18 protein-coding genes and 1 tRNA gene are annotated in these 19,369 nt (G+C 34.3%); 8 read left to right on the plus strand and 11 right to left on the minus strand.

Going from position 1 to position 19,369, the window contains the following annotated elements:
* Window positions 1-5: 5 nt before the first annotated feature.
* Window positions 6-170, minus strand: coding sequence for a YqaE/Pmp3 family membrane protein (locus BK054_RS18090; RefSeq protein ID WP_006259663.1), 165 nt, complete (start codon window positions 168-170; stop codon window positions 6-8).
* Window positions 171-360: 190 nt separating this feature from the next.
* Between BK054_RS18090 and lysS the strand changes: the two genes are divergently transcribed.
* The gene (lysS, locus tag BK054_RS03350) at window positions 361-2,061 is read left to right on the plus strand and encodes a lysine--tRNA ligase (protein WP_071306903.1); all 1,701 of its coding nucleotides are present in this window, start codon (window positions 361-363) and stop codon (window positions 2,059-2,061) included.
* A gap of 46 nt (window positions 2,062-2,107) precedes the next feature.
* On the opposite strand, the gene BK054_RS03355 is transcribed toward lysS, so the two are convergent.
* The 10 genes from BK054_RS03355 to BK054_RS03400 all read right to left on the minus strand — a co-directional run bounded on the left by BK054_RS03355 (window position 2,108) and on the right by BK054_RS03400 (window position 11,406).
* A complete protein-coding gene (locus tag BK054_RS03355; protein WP_071306904.1) occupies window positions 2,108-2,980 on the minus strand; it encodes a helix-turn-helix domain-containing protein in 873 nt (290 codons plus the stop codon).
* An 85-nt stretch (window positions 2,981-3,065) separates the two neighbouring features.
* On the minus strand, window positions 3,066-3,434 hold the full coding sequence (locus BK054_RS03360) for a hypothetical protein (protein ID WP_006264640.1): 369 nt from the start codon (window positions 3,432-3,434) through the stop codon (window positions 3,066-3,068).
* Between the two features lie 69 nt (window positions 3,435-3,503).
* Window positions 3,504-4,367 (minus strand): RNA polymerase sigma factor RpoD/SigA, encoded by an 864-nt coding sequence (locus tag BK054_RS03365; RefSeq protein ID WP_002987652.1) that lies wholly within the window; start codon window positions 4,365-4,367, stop codon window positions 3,504-3,506.
* 187 nt (window positions 4,368-4,554) lie between these two features.
* Window positions 4,555-5,940: an NAD(P)-binding domain-containing protein gene (locus BK054_RS03370; RefSeq protein WP_006264639.1), complete on the minus strand. Its 1,386-nt coding sequence runs from the start codon at window positions 5,938-5,940 to the stop codon at window positions 4,555-4,557.
* A 481-nt stretch (window positions 5,941-6,421) separates the two neighbouring features.
* The gene (locus tag BK054_RS03375; protein ID WP_006259668.1) at window positions 6,422-8,578 is read right to left on the minus strand and encodes a polyribonucleotide nucleotidyltransferase; all 2,157 of its coding nucleotides are present in this window, start codon (window positions 8,576-8,578) and stop codon (window positions 6,422-6,424) included.
* A gap of 173 nt (window positions 8,579-8,751) precedes the next feature.
* Window positions 8,752-9,021 carry a 30S ribosomal protein S15 gene (gene rpsO, locus BK054_RS03380; protein ID WP_006259669.1) on the minus strand — a complete coding sequence of 90 codons (270 nt, stop codon included), beginning with the start codon at window positions 9,019-9,021 and terminating at the stop codon, window positions 8,752-8,754.
* 206 nt (window positions 9,022-9,227) lie between these two features.
* Entirely contained in the window at window positions 9,228-9,692 is a 465-nt protein-coding gene (locus tag BK054_RS03385) for a GAF domain-containing protein (protein ID WP_071306905.1), read from the minus strand.
* A 210-nt stretch (window positions 9,693-9,902) separates the two neighbouring features.
* Window positions 9,903-10,325 carry a CBS domain-containing protein gene (locus BK054_RS03390; protein ID WP_006259671.1) on the minus strand — a complete coding sequence of 141 codons (423 nt, stop codon included), beginning with the start codon at window positions 10,323-10,325 and terminating at the stop codon, window positions 9,903-9,905.
* Window positions 10,326-10,869: 544 nt separating this feature from the next.
* Window positions 10,870-10,943: transfer RNA gene (locus tag BK054_RS03395), tRNA-Arg, on the minus strand.
* A 10-nt stretch (window positions 10,944-10,953) separates the two neighbouring features.
* The gene (locus BK054_RS03400; protein ID WP_006259672.1) at window positions 10,954-11,406 is read right to left on the minus strand and encodes a GatB/YqeY domain-containing protein; all 453 of its coding nucleotides are present in this window, start codon (window positions 11,404-11,406) and stop codon (window positions 10,954-10,956) included.
* A 339-nt stretch (window positions 11,407-11,745) separates the two neighbouring features.
* Between BK054_RS03400 and BK054_RS03405 the strand changes: the two genes are divergently transcribed.
* From BK054_RS03405 to BK054_RS03435, 7 genes are all read left to right on the plus strand, one after another.
* Entirely contained in the window at window positions 11,746-12,597 is an 852-nt protein-coding gene (locus tag BK054_RS03405) for a helix-turn-helix domain-containing protein (protein WP_006259673.1), read from the plus strand.
* A 373-nt stretch (window positions 12,598-12,970) separates the two neighbouring features.
* Entirely contained in the window at window positions 12,971-13,525 is a 555-nt protein-coding gene (locus BK054_RS03410; RefSeq protein ID WP_006259674.1) for a hypothetical protein, read from the plus strand.
* 198 nt (window positions 13,526-13,723) lie between these two features.
* Window positions 13,724-14,239, plus strand: coding sequence for a hypothetical protein (locus BK054_RS03415; protein WP_006259675.1), 516 nt, complete (start codon window positions 13,724-13,726; stop codon window positions 14,237-14,239).
* A gap of 62 nt (window positions 14,240-14,301) precedes the next feature.
* Window positions 14,302-14,781: a hypothetical protein gene (locus BK054_RS03420; RefSeq protein ID WP_006262242.1), complete on the plus strand. Its 480-nt coding sequence runs from the start codon at window positions 14,302-14,304 to the stop codon at window positions 14,779-14,781.
* Window positions 14,782-14,801: 20 nt separating this feature from the next.
* Entirely contained in the window at window positions 14,802-15,593 is a 792-nt protein-coding gene (locus BK054_RS03425) for a hypothetical protein (protein WP_071306906.1), read from the plus strand.
* Window positions 15,590-16,624 carry a hypothetical protein gene (locus tag BK054_RS03430; protein WP_071306907.1) on the plus strand — a complete coding sequence of 345 codons (1,035 nt, stop codon included), beginning with the start codon at window positions 15,590-15,592 and terminating at the stop codon, window positions 16,622-16,624. Before BK054_RS03425 ends, BK054_RS03430 begins: the two co-directional genes overlap by 4 nt.
* Window positions 16,624-19,353: a hypothetical protein gene (locus BK054_RS03435; protein WP_071306908.1), complete on the plus strand. Its 2,730-nt coding sequence runs from the start codon at window positions 16,624-16,626 to the stop codon at window positions 19,351-19,353. The genes BK054_RS03430 and BK054_RS03435 overlap by 1 nt, the downstream gene beginning before the upstream one ends.
* Window positions 19,354-19,369: the final 16 nt, after the last annotated feature.

Below are 19,369 nucleotides of genomic sequence, written 5' to 3' on the forward strand. Positions count from 1 at the left end.
GTTTGTTATTTATTGTATTTAGGATTATTTAGTATGACTAATGCCGCAATAACCCCTGGTACCCAACCTGCGATAGTCAACAGTGTCACTATCAAAATAGATCCACATCCCTTGTCTAAAACGGCTAAAGGTGGTAAAAAAATAGATAATAATACTCTTCCTAAACTCATGGCTAAATAATTTTGTCTGATACAAATTTCGGCATTTTTTAGTCAACTCCCTCGTTAATGAAGTTAAAATGATGAGACCTACCTCGTTTTATTACAAAGTATTGCAAATTAAGTCGTTTTATAGCGAATACTAATTGTCGCATTTTCAAAGATTAACTATATTTGCCTTTTAAATTAATTTACAGTTATTATGCAACTTTCAGAACAAGAAATCATCAGAAGAGAAAAGCTGAGCAAGTTACAAGAGCTTGGTGTGAATCCCTATCCTGCTAATCTATTTCCAGTAGACCATACATCGAAGGAGATAAAGAACGATTTTGAAGAAGGTAAGAAGGTTATCGTGGCTGGTAGATTAATGTCTTCAAGAATTCAAGGAAAAGCTTCTTTTGCAACTATTCAAGATAGCGAAGGGAAGATTCAGTTATATATCAATCGTGATGAGTTATGTCCAGGAGAGGACAAGACTCTTTACAATGAGATTTACAAAAAACTTATTGACTTAGGTGACTTCGTTGGTATCGAAGGAGAGTTATTCACTACACAAGTAGGAGAAAAAACAGTACGTGTACAAGGATTACAACTATTAAGTAAATCTTTACGCCCACTTCCATTACCAAAAACAGATGCAGAAGGAAATACATTTGACGCTTTTACAGATCCAGAATTGCGTTACAGAATGCGTTATGTTGATTTAGTGGTAAATCCAATAAATAAAGATATCTTCATTAAACGTACGAAGTTATTCAACGCTATGCGTCAGTTCTTCAACGAAGCTGGTTATATGGAAGTAGAAACTCCTGTATTACAGTCTATCCCTGGTGGAGCTTCTGCTCGTCCATTCATCACTCACCACAATGCATTAGACATTCCTCTATACTTGAGAATCGCTAATGAATTGTACTTAAAACGTTTAATCGTTGGTGGTTTTGATGGTGTGTATGAGTTCTCTAAAAACTTCCGTAACGAAGGTATGGACAGAACACATAACCCTGAGTTTACTGCTATGGAGATCTATGTAGCTTATAAAGACTATAACTGGATGATGGAGTTTACAGAGCGTTTATTAGAATTCTGTGCTATCGCTGTTAATGGAACTACTAAAGCTACTTTCGGAGAACACGAAATCGACTTTAAAGCTCCTTACAAACGTATCACGATGGCTGACTCTATTAAAGAGTTTACAGGATTTGATATCACTGGTAAATCAGAAGATGAGATTCGTCAAGCTGCTTTAGGCATGGGTATTCCAGTAGATGAAACAATGGGTAAAGGAAAACTTATCGACGAAATCTTTGGAGAGAAATGTGAAGGAAACTATATCCAACCAACATACATTACTGACTATCCAAAAGAAATGTCTCCATTGACAAAAGCTCATAGAGATAATCCAGAATTGACAGAGCGTTTTGAGCTAATGGTTTGTGGTAAAGAGATTGCGAATGCTTACTCTGAGCTTAATGACCCTATTGACCAAAGAGAGCGCTTCGAAGCTCAAATGGCTTTAGCTGATCGTGGAGATGATGAAGCGATGTTTATCGACCAAGACTTCTTACGTGCATTAGAGTATGGTATGCCTCCTACATCAGGATTAGGTATCGGTATGGACCGTTTAATTATGTTCTTAACCAATAATCCTTCTATCCAAGAGGTGCTATTCTTCCCTCAAATGAGACCAGAGAAAACAGCTCCTTCAGTAGAATTATCAGATGAAGAGAAAATCATTATTCAGATATTAGAAAACAATGACAATAAAGTAGAATTAGGTTCTCTAAAAGAACAAGCTTCTTTAAGTGGTAAGAAATGGGATAAAGCAATGAAAGGACTTGCTTCTCACAATCTTACTAAAGTAGAAACTGAAGGTGATACAAAATATGTAGTGTACCAACACTAAGAAATAAAAAACGAGACTATTAAGTCTCGTTTTTTTATGCCTATATTCAAGAAAATGACTTGCGGTAATGATCTGGTGTAATCCCTTCTTGTTTTTTAAAGAATGTAACAAAGTAAGACGTACTATCAAAGCACAATTCCTGCGCAATCTCATTGACATTAAATGTGCTAAACTGCAACAATCTCTTTGCTTCTACCACAATGCGTTGACGAACTAATTGTCCTGCAGTTATCCCTCGCTCTTGTTTGCAAAGTTTATTGAGATAGTTAGGAGTCACACATAGCTTCTCGGCGTAAAAAGAAGGTGTTTTAGCCTCTTTAAAGTGAACTTCGACCAAATCCATAAAAGCGAGAATACGATCGTTATAACCAGCCTTATTATACTCTATCGAAAAATGCTGATCTCCTTCATCAACACTCTGTAACTCACATAGCAATATATTTAAGTAAGAGCGTAAAACCTTCATTCGATACACTCTATCTGTACTGTACTCACCCAGCATCATATCTACCAATAACACAACCTTAGTACGCACACTCTCACTCACTATCTGCTGAGAGGCACTATCTAATTGAAAGAAATCAAAATAACGCAAGATATTCTCATGATAGCGTTGAGAAAAAAAAGAATCCTCAAAACCGATGAACATACCTGTACATTCAGTATTGAACTGCATCTGTACAATATCACCTGGTTTAATAAAGTAAACACTTGACTGATAATCTACATAGTCAACTCCATTAATCTTAATAGCATAACTCCCTCTATACACAAAGACAATCATGTAAAAGTTAGCCCTAAAACTATCTTTTAACAAAGGATAAGCATTGCCTAAGGCACTTATTGACTTAATAAAAAATGAAGACTGATCCTGTGTAAAATAACTGATTGGAAAGGATTTTATAATCTTAGTAGACATAAGAATCTTTAATTAATATTATACATAAGCTCACTGACCGCACTACTATAGATAGACGATCAAATAATCACATTATAAATACTAATTAAACGAGGGGAGGACGTAGATCCTGACGGCTAAATAAAGAGGAATACAAATTATTATATCTATCATAAACCTTATGTACTCCTTTTATATCAAAATTAGGAGTAGGTAGTTCAGATTTATAATCAACATACATCAAAACAAAAGCAATAGTATATACCTGCTTAACAGCATCTTTCTTTTGCTCTTCCTTAGCTATCTTAGCTAATTCTTGCATTAGATAACACTGTCCATTACAATGCATCTCAGGCTTGTCTTGATTCACACATAAAAAAGTAGCGATATAATCATAGTCTACCAGGTAGTCTACCAACGGCACTACTGGTCTAAATACTAATAAGGATATGATTATAAACAAAAACTTTCTCACAATACAAATATACGCTAACCTAAGGTATAAAAAAAAGCGTTACCTAAATAGTAACGCTTCTAATCTATATTATCCTAAGTATGTCTTAAGAATTTTACTTCTAGACGTATGTTTTAATCTACGAATAGCTTTCTCTTTAATCTGTCTAACACGCTCTCTAGTAAGATCGAATGTTTCTCCTATTTCTTCTAATGTCATAGGATGTTGATCACCTAAACCGAAGTATAAACGTACAACGTCAGCTTCTCTAGGAGTCAAAGTCTCTAATGCTCTCTCGATTTCTGTTCTAAGAGACTCATGAATAAGCTCTCTATCTGGATTAGGAGACTCACCTGAACGCAATACATCGTATAAGTTAGAATCTTCTCCTTCTACTAACGGAGCATCCATTGATAAATGACGACCAGAGTTTTTCATACTCTCTTTTACATCATTTACAGTCATATCAAGTTCTACAGCGATTTCTTCTGCTGAAGGTGGACGTTCATTAGATTGCTCTAATAAAGCATACATCTTATTAATTTTATTAATAGAACCGATCTTATTCAATGGTAAACGTACGATACGAGATTGTTCTGCTAAAGCTGATAAAATAGACTGACGAATCCACCATACTGCATAAGAAATGAATTTGAATCCTCGTGTCTCATCAAAACGCTGTGCAGCTTTGATCAGACCTAAGTTTCCTTCATTAATTAAATCGGGTAATGTCAATCCTTGGTTTTGATATTGCTTTGCCACCGATACTACGAAACGTAAGTTTGCTTTCGTTAATTTCTCTAGTGCTCTTTGATCTCCTGCTTTGATTCGTTGCGCTAACTCTACTTCCTCATCCGCAGTAATTAAATCTACTTTACCAATTTCTTGCAAGTACTTATCTAGAGAAGCGGTCTCACGATTCGTTACCTGCTTGGTAATTTTAAGTTGTCTCATATTATTTCTATCCTTATTTTTGCTATGATGTGCTCTTCACACATTAGTTATACGTACACTATTACTAAAAGGTTACAACATTTTTAAAAATATTTTTTAACCTCATATTATCTACACAAAAAAAGCGCCACAAAATCAAAATCCTGTAGCGCTAACTTTATTTTATAAAAAATATAACTCTTTTATCTTAGTAGTAATTCTCTTTACTTAATTCTAACTCATCTACCTCTACCTCATCCAGATACCTTTCTAAGCTATCATCTAGCTCCTTCATCCATGGTGTATGATGCTCTTCTGCAGTGACACCTGTCATCACAGAAGTATATACTTTATCTCTATAATTTAGAATATTAGTTTCTTTATCATTTAACCAACTTTTAAACATCTCTGCCACTCTATCTAGATCAAAAGTAGGATAATCTGTCAGCTCTATCAATTCCTTGATATAATCAGTTTGAAAATCCACATGTTCCTCTCCTGTTACAGATCTTTTTTCTAATTCTACCCACTTAGCGATATCCTTATCCCTAGTTTCTTTGTTAGGTAAAGTGATACGCCCTAACATATAATCTCTAGCAAACCAAGCTTGCGTATCGAACATATTGAACGTATAATATTGATCTTGCATTCCTAAAAAGATTAGTCGTTCATTCTCATTGAACACAACTCCTTTATACAGATTATCTGGATATAAGTTATTCTTTGTCTTTAACCTTAAATTATCTGGCAAGAACGGGAACTTATGTTGGTACCCCGTACACAGAATTACTGCGTCATATTCCTTCTTAGAGCCATCTTTAAAGTGAGCCACATTATCCTCGAAATGGGTTACAATGGGTTTCTCCTCAATCCCCTTAGGCCATTTAGCCCCAATAGGATTGGTTCTATACGAAATAGTAACTGATTTACTACCGTGTTTAAAACATTGTACACCGATATCCTCAGCAGAATAACTACTTCCTATTAATAAAATATCTTTATCTATAAACTGATCTGCGCCTCTAAAATCGTGTGCATGCATCACAGTCCCAGGGAAACTATCTATTCCCTTAAAATAAGGCATATTTGGCGTTGAGAAGTGTCCCGTTCCCACAACTAAGTAATCGAAGTACTCCTCAAAAGTTTCATTCTTTACTAAGTCATCGAATATTACTCTAAACTGCTTCTTATCTTCTAGGTAATCTACCCATCTAGCCACAGTATTAAACTTGATAAAATCTCTTGCATTACTCTGCTTAATACGCCCTTGGATATAATCGAATAACACCTCTCTCGGTGGGTATGAAGATATAGGCTGTTTAAAATGCTCCATAAAAGTATAATCAGAGAACTCTAAACACTCTTTAGGCCCATTAGACCATAAGTATTTATACATACTCCCGTGTATTGGTTCACCATATTTCCCTACACCTGTACGCCAAGTATAGTTCCACATTCCTCCCCAATTATCTTGTTTTTCATAACATTTAATCTCTGGAATAGGGTTACCTTTTTTTTGTTCTGACTCGAACGCACGTAACATGGCTAATCCACTCGGACCAGCACCAATAATTCCAACTTTTAAATTTAACATAACTACATAACGAATTTGTCCTCACTATAAAGTGAAGAAATTAATAAAATGATTATCACTGATTGCTCAGCCGAGATAGAATACCACATGTTCGTATTCTATAATAGATACATCTAATAAGCGATGTACATTAGGCAGCATAATTATATGCTGAAAATAAGGTCAAGTATATCAAACTTGAATTTGGATAGGAGTTGAATACACGTGCTAGAAATATATAAGCACGCCACCCCCTATTAACGTTAATTGCTAATATAATACAAATTAATGACTTAACCAAAAAACACCATTATTAAACGCAAAAACACAACTGTCACAATGACAATAATCAGCAATTTACAATATAGATATGAAAATAAGAAGCGGAATATACTAACATATATCTAATATAGTCCCCCACAGACTAGCTATCTCATAAAAATGAATACAAAAAAAGGACACCTATTACTAGATGTCCTTTATATAATAAAAAGAATTACTCTTATTTATTTTCTTGTTTTGGAGCCGCGTCTTTTTTCTCTTCTCTAGGAGGACGTGGCATTAAAGCTTTACGAGATACTTTAGCTTTTTTAGTTTTAGGGTCTATACCTAAATACTTAACATCTAATTCATCTCCCATTTTAAGAACGTCAGATACATTCTCAATACGTTTCCAATCTAATTCAGATACGTGAAGTAAAGTTTCTTTACCTGGTACAAATTCTACTACTGCACCGAAGTCAAGCATCTTAACCACTTTAACATGGTAAGTCTCACCTTCTACTGGAGAGAAAGTAGTATTACTAATAGCAGCTAATGCTCTATCCATACCTGCTTGATCAGTACCTAATACTTCGATGATACCATAATCACCTTCTTCGTTAATAACGATAGTAGTACCAGTTTCTGCTTGAAGCGCTTGGATATTTTTACCACCTGGTCCGATAACTGCACCGATAAAATCTTTAGGAATTGTAACAGTAACAATCTTAGGAGCTTTAGGTTTAACAGTAGGATTAGGCACAGCGATAGTCTCTTGTAATAATCCTAAGATATGCATACGACCATCATGAGCTTGTTTTAACGCTTGCTCCATGATATCATAAGCTAATCCTTCGATCTTAATATCCATTTGACATGCAGTGATACCATCTTTAGTACCAGTAACTTTAAAGTCCATATCTCCTAAGTGATCCTCATCACCTAAGATATCAGACAATACAGCCCAACGTCCAGTTTTTGCATCAGAGATAAGTCCCATTGCAATACCTGAAACTGGTTTTTCAATTTGAATACCTGCATCCATTAATGCTAGAGTACCAGCACATACAGTAGCCATAGAAGAAGAACCGTTAGACTCTAATACCTCAGATACTAAACGAATAGTATAAGGACAATCTGCAGGGATCATGTTTTTCAAAGCACGTTGTGCTAAGTTACCATGACCTACCTCTCTACGAGAAGTACCTCTTAATGGTTTTGCCTCACCTGTAGAGAATGGAGGGAAGTTATAATGTAAGTAGAACTTCTCTTCACCTTGCTCACTTGGTAAGTCGATAATATTCGCATCTCTTGATGTACCAAGTGTTACAGTAGCTAACGCTTGCGTTTCACCACGTGTAAAGATAGAAGACCCATGCACTGAAGGTAAGTAATCTACTTCACTCCAGATAGGACGAATCTCAGTAGTCTTACGACCATCAAGACGAATGTTTTGATCTAAAATAAGGTTACGTACAGCCTCTTTTTGAGTTTTCTTAAAGTATGTACTGATTAGTTCTGCTTTCTCTTCTAAATCTTCTTCAGAGAATAAAGCTTTAACTTCTTCATACACCTCAGCGAATTTCTCTCCACGCTCAGATTTAGCACTAGCATGAGAAGCTATTTCATACAATTTAGCATACGCTGCATCATGTACGATTTTCTCCACCTCTTCATCAGTTGCTTCTGGTTCGTACTCACGGTAAGTAAGTCCTAATGCAGCACGCATCTTCTCTTGAGCTTCGATCTGAATTTTAATCGCCTCATGAGCAAACTTTATTGCATCAATCATTTCTTGTTCTGAGATTTCTTTCATTTCACCCTCCACCATACATACAGAGTCTTTAGATGCACCGATCATCATATCAAGATCAGATGCGTCTAGTTGTTCTCTAGATGGATTGATGATGAACTGCCCATCAACGCGAGCAACTCTTACCTCAGAAATAGAATTATAGAATGGAATATCTGATACTGCTAATGCTGCAGAAGCAGCTAATCCAGCTAATGCATCAGGCATTACATTTTCGTCATGAGACATTAATTGAATCATAACTTGTGTTTCTGCGTGATAGTCATCTGGGAACAATGGACGTAAACAACGGTCTACTAAACGCATTGTTAACACCTCTTGATCACTCGGACGAGCTTCACGTTTAAAAAAGCCTCCTGGAAAACGTCCAGCAGCAGAAAATTTTTCTCTGTAATCTACAGTTAAAGGAAGGAAGTCTACACCAGGGTTAGCAGTTCTCGCTGATACAGCTGTAGCCAAAAGCATACAGTCTCCCATACGAACAACTACAGAACCATCTGCTTGTTTCGCTAATTTCCCAGTTTCGATCGAGATGCTACGGCCATCTCCTAAATCGATAATCTCTTTAGTTACCTTAGGAATCATAATAAATTAATACTTTAGGGTTTCTGTCTCTCCGAAGAGAGACATTAATAATTGTGTGTTGTGTTGTGTGTGTTGTTGTGTAGTTGTATGAAACCCAATGAAAAACCAGTCTTTTTCTGCAAAAAGGCTAAAAAGAAAAAGAGGCGCACAAAGGCACCTCTTCTCTATATTGATTATTTTCTAATACCCAATACTTTGATAATCTCACGATATCTGTTAATTTCTGTATTCTTTAAGTAGTCAAGAAGTCTTCTTCTTTTACCTACTAAAAGAACTAATGAACGCTCTGTATTATAATCTTTACGATTTTTTTTCAAGTGCTCAGTTAAATGCGTGATTCTGTATGTGAACAAAGCGATTTGTCCTTCAGCAGATCCAGTGTTAGCTGCAGCTCCACCGTGTTGTGCGAAGATCTCAGCTTTTTTCTCTTTTGATAAATACATGCCAATATTATTTTTAATGATTTTTATGCATGAAATACGGTGTATCCGTATTTACGTTTGCAAAGGTAATTTTATTTTTCAAAATACAACTATAAATAATACACTTTTTTTTAGGTTATTATCTACCCGCTAGTACATTGATTACCAATACTTCAATTAATAACAGCATAATCTAAACATAACGCAAGTCTTCTTTATAATAGGAACTAAATAAACAATTTAGCTATTTCTACATTTAGTAATTCTAAAAACGATTGATCCTCAGCTGTAAATGCATTAATCGTATTAGAATCAATATCTATCTGTCCGATATTAACTCCATCAACAAATAACGGAACTACGATCTCAGACTTAACAGTAATACTACAAGCAATATAATTATCTTGAGCAGTCACATCTTCTACTAAAAAAGTCTCATTACTAACAGCCACCTGTCCACAAATCCCCTTACCAAAGGGAATCACTGTATGGTCTGTCTCAGGACCGCTGTAAGGCCCTAAGTGAAGTACTCTCTCTTCTGGCACGGCAAAGTAGAACCCAACCCAATCATAGTGAGCTATTTTCTCGTTTAAAAGAACACATACTTGCTTTAATTTCTCTGTTCTATCTAATACATTAGATTCTAATATTGCCTTAGTTGCCACTAAAAGCTCTTGATATAAATTATTCATCTTAAATATGGTTTTATAGAAAAACAAATATAACAATCACTTCATTCTATCAATAGAAGTATTTCAAAAAAACGTACACATAGGTATAAAAGCAAAAAAGCATTAGAACTCACCTCTAATGCTTTTTTCAAACAACAATATGTAATTTCGTAGCCAAACTCACAAACTACAAAATATAATAATCTTTTTTATAGCAATTCTTTTTATTCCTTATTCGTATTGCTTTATCAAATACTTAATCAAATCAGTACTAGTAAGCATTCCTACTAATATATCTCCATCCATAACAGGTAATGATCTAAATCCTCTTTCGATAATTATTTCGGCTGCATCCTTAATACTACAATCTGCTTGTATAGTCACAACGTCCTTAACCATTACTTGTTCTATAGAGAACATATTATATATAGTGGTATCAATAATATCATCATTATCTCCTACCGTCTCTGCTAAACTAATTCTTACTAAGTCAGTATAACTGAGAATCCCTACTAACTCTCCTCCAGATAACACAGGAAGATGTCTAATCTTGTTCTCTTTAAATAACTTTTCAGCATTTGTCAATGAATCTGTTAGATTTAATTTGACAAGTTTTGAAGCCATAATACTAGAAATTGGTACATTCTGTCTCATATCATAACTTATTTTGTTAGGACAAATGTAACCTAACACTATATCTAAAAATATGATATTTATCAGATTCCATCTTTTTTCATTTATTTTTTAAAAAAAGGCAATTTTATTTTCAGTCTAACACAACACCAATTGCGTCCTCCCTTAGCGTTTATCACTACTTATCACTTCACACAAAAGAAATCTACCCCTACAGAATAATCTCTACCCACTACAAAAAAAGAATATTACCTCTCTCTTCAGCAGTCTTTTTTATTACTAAAATAGGGGTGGTCGGCTTGTGGTCGGCATATGATAGGCATGTGCTCGGCTAAAAAGTACTATAAATAAGCCCATCACTACCCGATCACATCCCCATCAATATCCGATAATATAAAAGTAGGAGTATAATAAAGAGATAATAAGAGTATAAAACAGGCTTTTGAAAAATCTATTCTTTAACTAGGAGATAGCTTGCTACATAAGTCATCATTATAGCAAACAGTAAAGTCTATAAAACAAAAAACGCTATTATCTATGATTAGATAATAGCGTATATATTTTGCGTCCGCGGGAGGGTTCGAACCCCCAACCCTCAGAGCCGAAATCTGATATTCTATCCAGTTGAACTACACGGACATTAAATCTACTATTTAGACAATAGAGATTTTACTGCAGATGAGATGGTCTTACCATCAGCTTTACCAGCTAATTCTTTAGTAGCGATTCCCATTACTTGTCCCATTGAAGACATGCCACTGAAACCACCATTCGTAATTATCTCACCTATTATTTTTTGAACTTCTTCTTCTGATAATTGCTCTGGCAAGAATTGTTCTATGATTGCAGCTTGTGCTATTTCTGGCTCAGCTAAATCATTTCTCCCTTGCTCTGAAAAAATATTAGCACTGTCTTTTCTTTGTTTTACTAACTTCTGAAGAATCTTAATCTCCTCTTCTTCTGTTAAATCAGCTTGTGCTCCTGATTGAGTTTGAGCTAATAATAACTCAGACTTTACTGCTCTTAATGCTTCTAAAGCTACTGTGTCTTTCGCTTTCATTGCACTTTTTATAGCGTCCATGATCTTTGATTGTAAACTCATATCAATTATTTTTATTTTTTGCAAATATATAAAAAAGCCCTTGTAACTAACAAAATCATATAGTTATAAGTTCACTAAATTCTTTATATTATACAATAATCAACTTATTTATCCGAATAATGTACCTCTTTTCTGTTGGGAATCAGAATTAAAAGTTTTAAAAATTAACTTTTAAAAATATTCATAATCATAATAAAATTTGATATTTGTCAAAACTCGTCTGAACTCAATATAGAGACGGTCAACTAAAGCATCAAACCAAAACTAACAAACATAAGAAGCGATATAACGTAAACAAGCAATAAAACATTATAAACACCTATTACTACCTTACAAAATATGCTAACTTCTATCGAACTAAAATCTACCTATGGTATAGAGGTAGGTAGAGCTACTTACCTTACAGAAGACACTGTGCCGTTCGAACAACACAAAGATGTCTACCAGCTTCTCTGGTTACAAAAAGGAAAAGTAACTGTCACCCTGACTACGAACAAAAAAGAAATTAAAGAAGGAGACTGTCTATTCTTAGGAAAGAATGAGCTATTTCGCTTAACGGCTTCTGAGAGTTACACCTTATACTATGTTCAGTTTACAGATAATTTTTACTGTAGAACAGAACTTGACAGTCACTTTCTTAGTAAGTGCTTCTTCTTTGATAATACGAATGCTATTAATTCGATCACGCTTAAGCCAGAGCATGAAGTTTTTGTACAATGTTATTTTACCACTTTATTAAAACTGAAGTCAAAAGAATATAGTGATGTACATTATATGTTAGCTCATAATATTATAGAGAGAGTTCTTCTATATATTATGGCAGGACATATAGAAAAGTTTGTCAGCTTTAATAAAGAGAAACTTACTCCACTACAAATACAACATACTGTAAAATTTAATGAGTTAATCAAAAATAACATCAGGAAAGAAAGAAACGTTCATTTCTATGCAGAACAGATGAATATCTCTATCGCTAAGTTAACTGAAGTGTGCAAAGAAGTATTTGGGACTACGCCTAAAAAAATAATAGCGAGTGCAGTGGTCAACGAAATAAAGTTATTATTAAAACATACTCCAATGACCATTAAGGAAGTTGCTTTTGAGCTAAACTTTGAAGACGTGAGTAACTTCATCCGTTTCTTTATAAAAGCAACAGGACTGAGCCCTAAAGAATATAGAGAACTATTATAATATCGTTTATCCCTTCTCCCCTTGTAATGACTATTTGCAAGGGGATTTTTTATATCCTTCACAGTCAATTCTCTCTCCGACTAAATAGTCCTAACAAAAAGAGGTTTAAATACCGTTTAAACTTAAAAACCTAAATAACAACAATCTACTAGGAATTAAAATATCAATAACGAATAAAAAGACCTCTTAGGCAACATAAAACAAATTCACAAATCTTTAAAATCAAGGCTTTTATTAAGAATATTTTATCACATTATGTGATAAATGACAATTCTTTGAAGATAAATGACACTATTTGAGAATCAAAGCTGCTATACTTTTGCCAAACAAAATAACAAATCAAGTATTCCCACAATTAAAAAGAAATAAGCAAATGAAAACAACATTTAAATTAGTATTAGTAGCAGTTTTAGCTTTCGCAAGTACTTCAACTTTCGCACAAGACAAAAAAAGTACAGGAAGCACAAACTTAAACGTTAACTTATCAGACGTTTATGAATTGACTGTTAAGAATCCTAATGTAAATATCCAAATGAACACTGTAGAACAGTTTCAAAAAGGTAGTACTTCAGGTGAATTACAAAACCACTTAGAAGTAACAGCTACTCAAAAATATGAAGTAAAGGTGATCGCTAGCAGTGATTTAACAAATGATGGAGTTAGCATCCCTGTAAACACAGTAGAAGTAAGAGTAAAAGGTAACAATAACTTAGCAGAAGGTGCTGCACCAGCTAACTTTAATGCTACTCATAACATCACTCCATTAGCTACTACAGAGAGCAGCTCTTTAATCACTACATCTGCAGGAAGTGCTAAGATGGGATATGCTATCGAATACGCTATACCAGCAAGCCAAACTTCTGCTTATACAGACAAAAAAGCAGGTACATACAGCACTACAGTTACTTATAACTTATATGCTCTATAATAAGATATAGCCTTATACAATATAAATCTACTGTAGTGATATCATTCACTTCAGTAGATTTTTTTTTGGACTAAAAAGCGAATTAATACCCTCTGCTTCTATTCCAATTATTTGTTACCCAAAACAGCTAAAAACATTGACGATTATTGACTTTGTACGCTTTTTTTTACTAAATTTAGAATATCTAAAACAGATGATATGAGACAATTATTCTTTACCTTCTTTTTGATCTTAGTCAGTGTGGTAATGCATGCTCAGAATACTGCGCAAACTAACCTTATCGTGACTCTAAAACCAATACAGTCTATAAAGATTAATGATCAACAATCTAATATCAATCTGTCTTTCGAAACAGTAGAAGATTATACTAAAGGAAAGATCAGCGACCAAGCAGATCATATAGAAGTAATGAGCAGTGGTACTTATGAAGTAAGGGTGGCTGCTAGCTCTCCGCTGACTAGTAATAATGAACAAATAAGTTTAGAAAACATTAGTCTAAACCCTACATTAGGAACTATCGGTGACTTTAGAGAAAATATAACTATGATACCTGTATCACTATCTATGAAAGAACACAATATGATTAGTTCTAATCTAGGTGATGTGAAAAGAACTTTCAATGTGTCTTATAAAATGGATGCATCCGAAGAATTATTAAATAAACCAGTAGGTACTTATAGTACTGTAATTACTTACACTATCTTATCATTGTAATATTACACGTGTTTAAAAAATCATTATTCATCACACTCCTCTTCTGTGTCACCAGCATCGCTATGGCTCAGATAGGATCTACAAGGGCTAGGATAGTACTAAACTTTAAGGAGCAACAATCCTTGGTTATCTCACATTCTACTGTAGATTTAAACTTAAATAGAGGAGAAGTATATACACAAGGGGCAGAAACAGGTATTCTGAAAAATCATGTAATTATAAAGTGTTCTACTCCATACGAATTGTCAGTACGCACCATAAATCCATATTTTCAATATGAGTCAACATTGTCATCACTGCCTGTGTCTATCATTCATATCAAGCCAAGTGTAGCCACATCTACCCTATTAAGCTTCCCATTGAGATTAAGTACAATCAACTTATCTGATAAGCCTCAGATAATCTTACAATCTGAGAACAGAAGTAACAGTCAACAAATAGATGTCAATTACGCGATTCCGAAACAAAACATTGTAAGTATATTAAATAAAAAAGCAGGAACATATAAAACAGAGATTATATACACGCTACTGCCTCACTAAAATTAAAGCACCACATCATAATGAAAAAACTAATACTACTATTCCTTTTACTAAGCGCTCTTCCAATATTCGCACAAGCAGGACTGTCTATCTCTCCTGGTAAAATGTACTTTAGAAATGCTGCTGGAACTATAGCTACTCAAAAAGTTCGTATAGCCAATCCAAATGACAAAGCTGTCGAAGTAGGTGTCTCTATCGGAGATTGGAATTATGACGAGAAAGGTAGTAATAACGTAGTAGAAGCAAATATATTAGAAACTTCGGCTTCGCAATGGATTCAAGTATTACCTAACTCTTATTTTTTAATTGAACCAAACGAAGTCAAAGAAGTAGAGATTATACTTAATGTTCCTCAAGACCTGCCTGCTAATATACCTGTACATACAGCGATGGTGTTCTTCACTCAGTTAAACCCAGGGAATGCAGTGGATGAAAATGGTGCTGCTATCAAAGTGACAGTGCGTATGGGACTAAAAGTATATCATGCAAATCAAAATAATACAGAGTCTGTAGAAATAGTAGATATCAAACCTGCCAAGACTGTTGAGGGGGAAAAAGCGATAGAAGTTAACTTTCAGAACGATGGAAAACTATGGAGTGACGGAAAGATGACAGCCAGTATTTTCAATCAACAAACAGGAGAGAAAACAGCATTAAATACACTAGATTTTTACAGTCTACCTACTGACGTAAGAAAACATATTATACCACTACCGAATCAACTAAAATCAGGCACTTATACCTTTATTATCCAACTAACTTATGGCAAGGATAATATCGTAAAAGTGGCAGAACTAGACTTCACGCTATGAACCTAAAGTTAAATATATACATCAGCCTATTTTTATTACTACTGAGCAATACGGTATTTGCACAGTATGACTTAAATATTTATGGAGGCGGACAGTCTGTATTAAATTCATATAATGATCTAAAAGTAGGGAAGACAGAGGATAAACAGATTTCTGTACAGTTTCGCAGATTCTACGGAACACCTTCTCCTACCAAATGGAAGTTAACGGTAAGACTACTCGATGATTACTATGCAGGCAACTATATGGTACCTGCTGAGATGTCAACATTAAGTACGAATAAACAAGGGGGTAATTTTAATCAACTTGCCTTCAGTGTCGTAGGAAGAGATTTACCTCTAAGCAAATATCAAGAAAATACGATCATAGAGAGTACAACACCTCTACCAGAAGGTAACTACTATACCTTAAACTTTGACTTGACTATTCGAGGAGGTGTACATTTACTGACTATCCCTAACAATACTTATATGAGTACATACGAGTTCTCCTTATATGATACTTCATCAGGTAGAGATCAATTACTTCTGCGTAAAACATCTGGTACTGGTAATGCAAGATTCCAAATTAACTATGTAGGAAATCACGGAGATCAAATAGCGGAGTTGCGAAATGGTGCTAGTGAATTTGTCTTTAACTTTGATTCACCAGATGATATTGTAAAAGGGAAAACGATCACGATAAGCAATGCTCTTTACATCAAGAGTTATCAAGGTCATCAAGTACTCGTAAAGACAGCAGATAATATGATGTATAATAACACGATGTCGAATAGCTTACCTGTTTCTATACTAAAACTAAAGGCGACTTTAAATAACCTTGAAGGAGGTAGTCCTTCAGATGCTAGAGATGTAAAGATATTCGGTCCATTATCACTGTCTGCTAATGAACAGCCTCTTGCCTCCTTCTCGAGATGGAGTCAATCGATGTCATATAACCTTGAACTGAGCATTCCTCCTAATCAGAAGGAATTACAACAAGCTAGTGGTAGATACGAAACTTATTTATACTTTGTAATTGTCCCTAATTAATGCTTAAACAGCTTTATACATTACTGTTTATCTGTTTGTTTTCACTTTCATACACACAACAAACACCTATACATTTAAAGTTTACGGATATAGAAACTCCTGCGGATGAATATGGTAATATCTCATCAGCCATAGAAGTATCTAATGTCAGTAATACACAATGGTCTGGGAATATAAAGATAGAAGGTAATTCTACTAACTTACGCATATCTAGTAACGCTAATAAATTCATTCAGATACACCCTGGACAGAGAGTCTATGTCCCTATCATAGCGAATATAGACCAGTCTGCTAGTAGTGAGATAGATTTGTTCATAAGAGCTAGTCTAAGCAACAATCTAAATCAAATCATACAAGTAGCTGAACAAAAGATTTTAATACAAAGAAACAGACGTATCTTACTTCAAAATCAGAACAATCATTTACAGTTCCAAAAAATAGGAGATACGATACATTTAAAAGCTTCGATTCAAAATAGAGGTAATACATCAGAAAAGCTTCATTATATCATAACCTTTCCGAATCAGGTCAATAAACACCGTACTCATACTTCTCATATCACATTAGCTCCACAGCGAGATACTCTCATTACTATCAACCAAATCATCTCGAAAGAAGCTGTTAAACTAGAGGATTTTGATATCACTGCTACGCTATTATATGAAAATGGAGATTTTATATCACGTACTAACTATAGTGTCAGCTCTTTAAAATCTAAACGACGATATAAAATAGATAATTCGAATACAGATCCTTATTACCAGAGAAACACAATAGAACTTAACCGTGTTAGTGGTAATAATGTAATGAACTCATTTCAGTTGATAGGTTCTACAGAAGTTCACTTAAGCGAAAAGACTAAAGTAGGATTAACTGGAGATCTAATCTATTGGGACAAGGAGAACAAATATAATCTACGTCACTTCCTAGCAGATATCAAGACCGAAAAAGTACAAGTACTAGCTGGTAATATTTACCAAACAGGGGAATTCTCATTACAAGGACGAGGGATACAAACCAATATTAATATAAAAGACTCCATTTCTATACAAGGTGGATACTTAGATAAAACCTATTTAATCACAGATGCAAGTGATCGCTCTATTGGCTACAATACATGGATTGGGTTTACCTCGCTTAAGCATAAGTGGAGACAATCACAGCTGTACTATGATCTAAACCATCGCTATGATGAGAAAAAGACGCTGTGGTATAATACATTTAGCCTATGGAATACGCCTACATTTAATTTAGAAGTGATGGAAGGTATCTCTACTATAGATAGTAAAGAAAACAATCAATTAGGAGCCTTTATAGGGATAAATGCTTATGCAAGGTGGGATAAGTATCAATTCCAAACAAATAGCTTCTACAGTAGCCCTTATTATGCAGGTATTAGACAAGGTGCTTCTCAAGTGTCTAGTAGCATCAGAAGAAACTTTGATAAGCATAGTTTTGGCTTGACACAAAGTTTCGTCCACTATGCTCCTAAATACAGTTATACAGATTATAATAACTCAAAACAACAATCTAATACCATAGGGCTAAACTATTCCTATAGAATGCAGACCAATATGCTTCTACTAAGCCCACGTTATGTAAATGAACAACGCTTCAATTACAAAACTCAATTAATGGATGACTTAGATGCATTGAGATTAAGTACTTCATTCAATCACAATAGTTTCACTAGTGGCTTAGGATATAATGTATCACTTGATTTAGGGAACTATCTCTCTAAGGTAAGTTTAACTGATAAATTACACTACCGCTTAAATGCCGGAGTCAACTATAAAAGTGTTGATTTTGGAGTGAGCTATCAGTACAATTATAGCAATCTAAGTGAAGTCATCAACTCGAGTTACTTAGGCTTTATAGATACAAGTACTTATACTAATCTGATGATTATGGGAAACTATAGACAACGTTTTTTCAATAATCATGTAGGAGTGGTACTTAACGCTTATTATACGAAGACATCAACAACAGATGACTTATGGCAATTAAATAGTCGTTTAGAATATAAGTTGACAAAGGACTTTGATATCTATGTTAGTAGTTATAACAACTATGGAGGCTTTTCTAAGAACAATAAAACAAATTATGTACAAATAGGTGTAATCAAACAATTAATGCCTTACAAGCCTTATGAGAAAGCGTATACTCTAAAGATAATCGTTTACTACCAAGATGAAGCGAATAATAACTATCCTGCATCTAATAGAATAGTCTATATCAACAATAAATCATTTATCACGAATAAAGAAGGAGCAATAGAATATAAAAAGTTACCTCTTGATAGCTATACCATACAAGTCAAAAATGATCAGGAATGGTTTGCTAATACAGATAAGATCGTATTAAAATCAGATACCACACATAGCATTCACTTAAGACAGACAACTACGTTATCTGGTAGTATTAATTATGAATTCTCTGAGAACTCGCATCTTATCAATAGAAATCTCTCTGGACAACGTATCGTAGCTCAAAGCCATACTGGAGAAAGCTACACAACCTATACGTCAGATAGTGGCAACTATATTCTATACATTCCTAAAGGCGACTATATACTAACGCTATACCCAGAGAATAGTGCTTATGTAGATGTTCTAAAAAATGCTATCAAAGTAAGTACCCATATTAATCAACCGCAGATAAATAATTTCACTATTAGAATCAAGGATAAAGAAGTACAAACTAAAAAGTTTAACTCTATCCAGTTCTAGCATCAAAATAAGCCAA

It is taken from the genome of Myroides sp. ZB35 (assembly GCF_001865835.1).
Taxonomy (GTDB): Bacteria; Bacteroidota; Bacteroidia; order Flavobacteriales; family Flavobacteriaceae; genus Flavobacterium; species Flavobacterium odoratimimum.

Coding starts and splice junctions, on each gene's coding strand:
- lysS (WP_071306903.1), top strand. CDS start 361: ATGCAACTTTCAGAACAAGAAATCATCAGAAGAGAAAAGCTGAGCAAG.
- BK054_RS03385 (WP_071306905.1), bottom strand. CDS start 9,692: ATGAATAATTTATATCAAGAGCTTTTAGTGGCAACTAAGGCAATATTA.
- BK054_RS03410 (WP_006259674.1), top strand. CDS start 12,971: ATGAAAACAACATTTAAATTAGTATTAGTAGCAGTTTTAGCTTTCGCA.
- BK054_RS03365 (WP_002987652.1), bottom strand. CDS start 4,367: ATGAGACAACTTAAAATTACCAAGCAGGTAACGAATCGTGAGACCGCT.
- BK054_RS03370 (WP_006264639.1), bottom strand. CDS start 5,940: ATGTTAAATTTAAAAGTTGGAATTATTGGTGCTGGTCCGAGTGGATTA.
- BK054_RS18090 (WP_006259663.1), bottom strand. CDS start 170: ATGAGTTTAGGAAGAGTATTATTATCTATTTTTTTACCACCTTTAGCC.
- BK054_RS03420 (WP_006262242.1), top strand. CDS start 14,302: ATGGCTCAGATAGGATCTACAAGGGCTAGGATAGTACTAAACTTTAAG.
- BK054_RS03430 (WP_071306907.1), top strand. CDS start 15,590: ATGAACCTAAAGTTAAATATATACATCAGCCTATTTTTATTACTACTG.
- BK054_RS03405 (WP_006259673.1), top strand. CDS start 11,746: ATGCTAACTTCTATCGAACTAAAATCTACCTATGGTATAGAGGTAGGT.
- BK054_RS03390 (WP_006259671.1), bottom strand. CDS start 10,325: ATGAGACAGAATGTACCAATTTCTAGTATTATGGCTTCAAAACTTGTC.
- BK054_RS03425 (WP_071306906.1), top strand. CDS start 14,802: ATGAAAAAACTAATACTACTATTCCTTTTACTAAGCGCTCTTCCAATA.
- BK054_RS03415 (WP_006259675.1), top strand. CDS start 13,724: ATGAGACAATTATTCTTTACCTTCTTTTTGATCTTAGTCAGTGTGGTA.
- BK054_RS03435 (WP_071306908.1), top strand. CDS start 16,624: ATGCTTAAACAGCTTTATACATTACTGTTTATCTGTTTGTTTTCACTT.
- rpsO (WP_006259669.1), bottom strand. CDS start 9,021: ATGTATTTATCAAAAGAGAAAAAAGCTGAGATCTTCGCACAACACGGT.
- BK054_RS03355 (WP_071306904.1), bottom strand. CDS start 2,980: ATGTCTACTAAGATTATAAAATCCTTTCCAATCAGTTATTTTACACAG.
- BK054_RS03375 (WP_006259668.1), bottom strand. CDS start 8,578: ATGATTCCTAAGGTAACTAAAGAGATTATCGATTTAGGAGATGGCCGT.
- BK054_RS03400 (WP_006259672.1), bottom strand. CDS start 11,406: ATGAGTTTACAATCAAAGATCATGGACGCTATAAAAAGTGCAATGAAA.